This window comes from Hydrocoleum sp. CS-953 (assembly GCF_002260545.1).
In the GTDB taxonomy this organism is placed as follows: Bacteria; Cyanobacteriota; Cyanobacteriia; order Cyanobacteriales; family Microcoleaceae; genus Trichodesmium.
This window is the reverse complement of the sequence record NZ_LGSU01000574.1, coordinates 1-3,694: the sequence shown is the minus strand read 5'-3', so window position 1 is coordinate 3,694 and position 3,694 is coordinate 1. Positions and strand designations below refer to the sequence as shown.

Annotated in this window: 5 protein-coding genes and 1 pseudogene; 3 read left to right on the top strand and 3 right to left on the bottom strand. The window is 37.1% G+C overall.

Going from position 1 to position 3,694, the window contains the following annotated elements:
* Nucleotides 1–98: 98 nt before the first annotated feature.
* Nucleotides 99–545, bottom strand: a complete 447-nt coding sequence (locus tag AFK68_RS06240) for a hypothetical protein (protein WP_143437617.1) — start codon at nucleotides 543–545, stop codon at nucleotides 99–101.
* 1,327 nt (nucleotides 546–1,872) lie between these two features.
* On the opposite strand from AFK68_RS06240, the gene AFK68_RS38240 reads away from it, so the two are divergent.
* The 3 genes and pseudogenes from AFK68_RS38240 to AFK68_RS06225 all read left to right on the top strand — a co-directional run.
* On the top strand, nucleotides 1,873–2,076 hold the full coding sequence (locus AFK68_RS38240; RefSeq protein WP_210407259.1) for a tyrosine-type recombinase/integrase: 204 nt from the start codon (nucleotides 1,873–1,875) through the stop codon (nucleotides 2,074–2,076).
* A 118-nt stretch (nucleotides 2,077–2,194) separates the two neighbouring features.
* Nucleotides 2,195–2,455 (top strand): annotated as a pseudogene (locus AFK68_RS06230) (amino acid--tRNA ligase-related protein); the annotation flags it as partial.
* A gap of 44 nt (nucleotides 2,456–2,499) precedes the next feature.
* Nucleotides 2,500–2,661 (top strand): amino acid--tRNA ligase-related protein (locus AFK68_RS06225; protein WP_305778128.1); only part of this gene is annotated, 162 nt, incomplete at its 5' end.
* 240 nt (nucleotides 2,662–2,901) lie between these two features.
* Here the strand turns inward: AFK68_RS06225 and AFK68_RS06220 are convergent.
* Nucleotides 2,902–3,219, bottom strand: a complete 318-nt coding sequence (locus AFK68_RS06220; RefSeq protein WP_371357256.1) for a glutathione binding-like protein — start codon at nucleotides 3,217–3,219, stop codon at nucleotides 2,902–2,904.
* A 75-nt stretch (nucleotides 3,220–3,294) separates the two neighbouring features.
* Complete coding sequence (locus AFK68_RS06215; protein ID WP_094672027.1) at nucleotides 3,295–3,570, bottom strand: glutathione S-transferase family protein; 276 nt, start codon at nucleotides 3,568–3,570, stop codon at nucleotides 3,295–3,297.
* Nucleotides 3,571–3,694 lie beyond the last annotated feature (124 nt).

Below are 3,694 nucleotides of genomic sequence, written 5' to 3'. Positions count from 1 at the left end.
ACATTCATTTTCGGCTTTGTTGCCAAGTTTTCAGCTCCTGATGGATTTAATTAAGCAGGGGAAAACTTGACAAAGCCATTGAGAACCCTAATCAGGGATCAATAATAGAATGAGCCAACAGCAGCAATTGATTTGCTGAAGGACTCAGAACTGTAGTCAGTAGCTTGAGCACCAGTGTCGGTGATGGTCTTAGTATTTTTGCCATAAGCATCAGCTATCGCTTGAGCTTCAGCTGCGTTGCCAGTAACGTCAACTTTGGAATATATGTCGTTTTTGACTACAGTGTTAAAGTATTCTGTGACATATACATTCTTTTTGAAGTAGCTGTCGAATTTAATCCCACCGCCACCAAGTACTTCTTCGTTGGCAGTTTCTAAGTAGTTTAATTGTAAAATAATTATTGTGTGTGTTCTTAAGTTAGAGTCGATAGGGATTTCCCTATCCCTCACCTCTGCTTCACGTGCCGTACATGAGAGTTTCCAGCTCACACGGCTCCTAATAACAAAGGATTTGCGTTTGGAAGAAAAAAATTCCCTTTTAGTCAATCCTATCCGTTTTCAAGGAGAGGTAATAATTAATTATTAATTGTTGAATCGAGGCTTGCCTCTGGAGGAATCGTTATCCCTAATCAACAAAGGTTTACGCTTTCCCTACTCATCATTGAGAGTCGAAAAGGGGTTACTTCGTTCCCTGATCTCATTTCACGTTAGCTTTAGGCCCCTAGTCTAAGCCCACCTCTAATTAGATACGAAACGAACAACAAATGATTGGTTCAAATTATGTGATGTATACCTTTTGCTTCAGGAGTATCAACGCTTTTATCCTGTTTCTCATCACGACCCATAATACTAGATTCTCTGTACGATAAACTTGGCTAACTACCCGTGCAAAGGATTGGGATGACATTACCCTTATTTCCCTTTATACCCATGCACTGAAACCAAGAGTTGCTAATTCTGAATTCTGGGAGATTAGAGTCACACGGCATCGGTGTGGGAAGGAATTTAACCTCCATCAGTATCAGAGTTACCCTTTTACAGGGCTGGCGGAACGTAAACTAGGGTTTACTTAGGCCAAACGAATCGCACTTTGTTTTTGAAAGCTTCAAACAACTTTGTTTTGTTTGACATCTTTAATATAAGCAAAATAATTCGGGAGTGGTTGCCAATTTGGCAGATGTATTTGCATGCAAATAGACCAAATTTGGGGAGTCCTGTATAAAGTTTTTTTTGATCTAATTGTCCGCCACATTAGCCACAACAGCAACCCAATTTTTACCACGTTAGGGACTGGAAATACCCTTTGTTCCGATGAAAAAATTCTACTCCCCCTTCTCAAAAAATCTGGTTATTTGCCAAGAGAATTATTGGATGGTCAGACCCTGCATGACTACCTCATAAATCATCTCTCATACACCACTCATAACCATCATCAAACTGTCATTAATGCCTGACTAAACTTGGCAGTAAATTCCAACTACATAAAAACCAATCCTATTGGACAATTCCCCAAGGGAAAACCAGAGGGAAATAAGGGTGAACATAATGCTGAGCAAGTTATTCATTATTTTACTCACAACCAACTTTCTTTACTATACAAAGTAATCATAATTAACTGCCATCTCTACACAATCGTCAAGCTTATCCATTCAAAAGAATTAATAATAGACGAACTATTAGAACAAATAGACAAAAATAAACTACAGAATTAACCCAATAAACTACAAATTTGTAGTCAGAGGAAAAGGTAACTTTCAACGATGGTGCTATGACAATAAAGATGCAGCAATTGTCCCGCGAAAAATATCTTCAATATTACCTACATCAGCCACATCCAGCATTGTTGAAAGCTCCAAAACCATTTTCAAAATAAATAACTCATGTCAGCTATCGTACAGTCAATAAAGATTGGAAAAAATTAACTCAAAATCATCCCTTACTTGAAGGAGTGAGACTCCATGACCTACGACATACTTTTGCCACCGAAAGAGTTGGTTTAATCAGAATTCAAGAACTGAAAGCTTTAATAGGGCACAAAAGCATTACTACCACATTACCTTATCAAAAAGTTACCTAAAAAAAAAGCTGAAATTGCTGCTCAAAAAGCCTTTCAATTACTAGAAGATTCACTACTTAAAAAGTAACTTTAAATGTTCTCTAAATGTCAACATACAATTAAGATTAATGACCATACCGAATATTCTAATGGTTTCTCCGAGTTAAACGATCCCCAAGACCAACGCAAACGTTTTGAGGAACAGATCGCCCAAAGAGAAGCGGGAGATGATGAAGCACACCCAATAGATGAAGACTTTATTCAGGCGTTGTCACTGGGGATGCCTAACTGTGGTGGAATGGGTATTGGGGTTGACCGTGTGGTGATGTTGCTGACAAATACTCAAAGCATTCGAGATGTAATTATGTTCCCGACTATGCGATCGACTTTGAAGGATTAATTATAGCGCTATGCGCAAATCAAAAGTCAAAAGTCAAAATTCANCACCCAATAGATGAAGACTTTATTCAGGCGTTGTCACTGGGGATGCCTAACTGTGGTGGAATGGGTATTGGGGTTGACCGTGTGGTGATGTTGCTGACAAATACTCAAAGCATTCGAGATGTAATTATGTTCCCGACTATGCGATCGACTTTGAAGGATTAATTATAGCGCTATGCGCAAATCAAAAGTCAAAAGTCAAAATTCAAAAGTAATATCTGAGAGAGTTTGAGGATTAATCAATGTGTTAATCTTTACTTTAACTGCTATATCATACAGCAGTTTTCAGGTTACTAACATAAAAAAGGATAACCCAGTAGGGACGTTGCATGCAACGTACCTACAAAGGCGAATGCCATAGAGCGAATGTCATAAGGGCGAATGCCATTCGCCCCTACGGTTTTTTTAACGCCAGTCAGGAGGATAGAGACTTTCTACATTAGGCATTTCATCAATTTTTTGCACTAAATTTCCTAATTTTGGATATTTTTCCTGTATCGGTAATATGTCAAGATTTAACTTACTGACATCTTCCTGAGCTGCTAACTTTTCCACAAATCTAACAACAGGATAAATGGCAATATCTGCTGCTGATAATTTATCCCCTGCTAACCAATTTTCATCGGCTGAAATATTATCATTAAGCATGGTAAATTCAACTTTTAATTTTTGGAAATTTTCAAGAATTTCTTCCTCTTTTCCTGCTATACCTCCAAAGAAAATTGGTGGGATTAGCTGGAATAAAGGAAGTACAATTATATTATCAATTTCACATACCTGTTGGTAAATTTTTGCTTTTTATTGGCTAGTATTGCCAAAAAGTTGCCACTCAGGATATAGAGAATCTAAATATACTAAAATCGCTATAGATTCACGGACAAAAAATTCTCCATGTTTGAGTAATGGAACTTTTCCACGAGGATTTAAAGCTACATAATCAAGAGCTTTATGTTCTCCTTTTACTGGGTCTAAATAATTACAAACATAATCAAAATTATTAATTGCTAAAGCAAGCTGTACTCGCCAACCAAAAAGACTGCCTTGAAAGGTAAAAAGTTCGATTGGTGGATTCATTTTCTTGAATAGTATTCGTGATTACAATGATGCCAAAAATTTAGCCTAGTAAAGCTAGACTAAATTGAACATACCTTTGAATTTAGATAATGTCAATAGCTATTTATAGAACTTATTTATAACT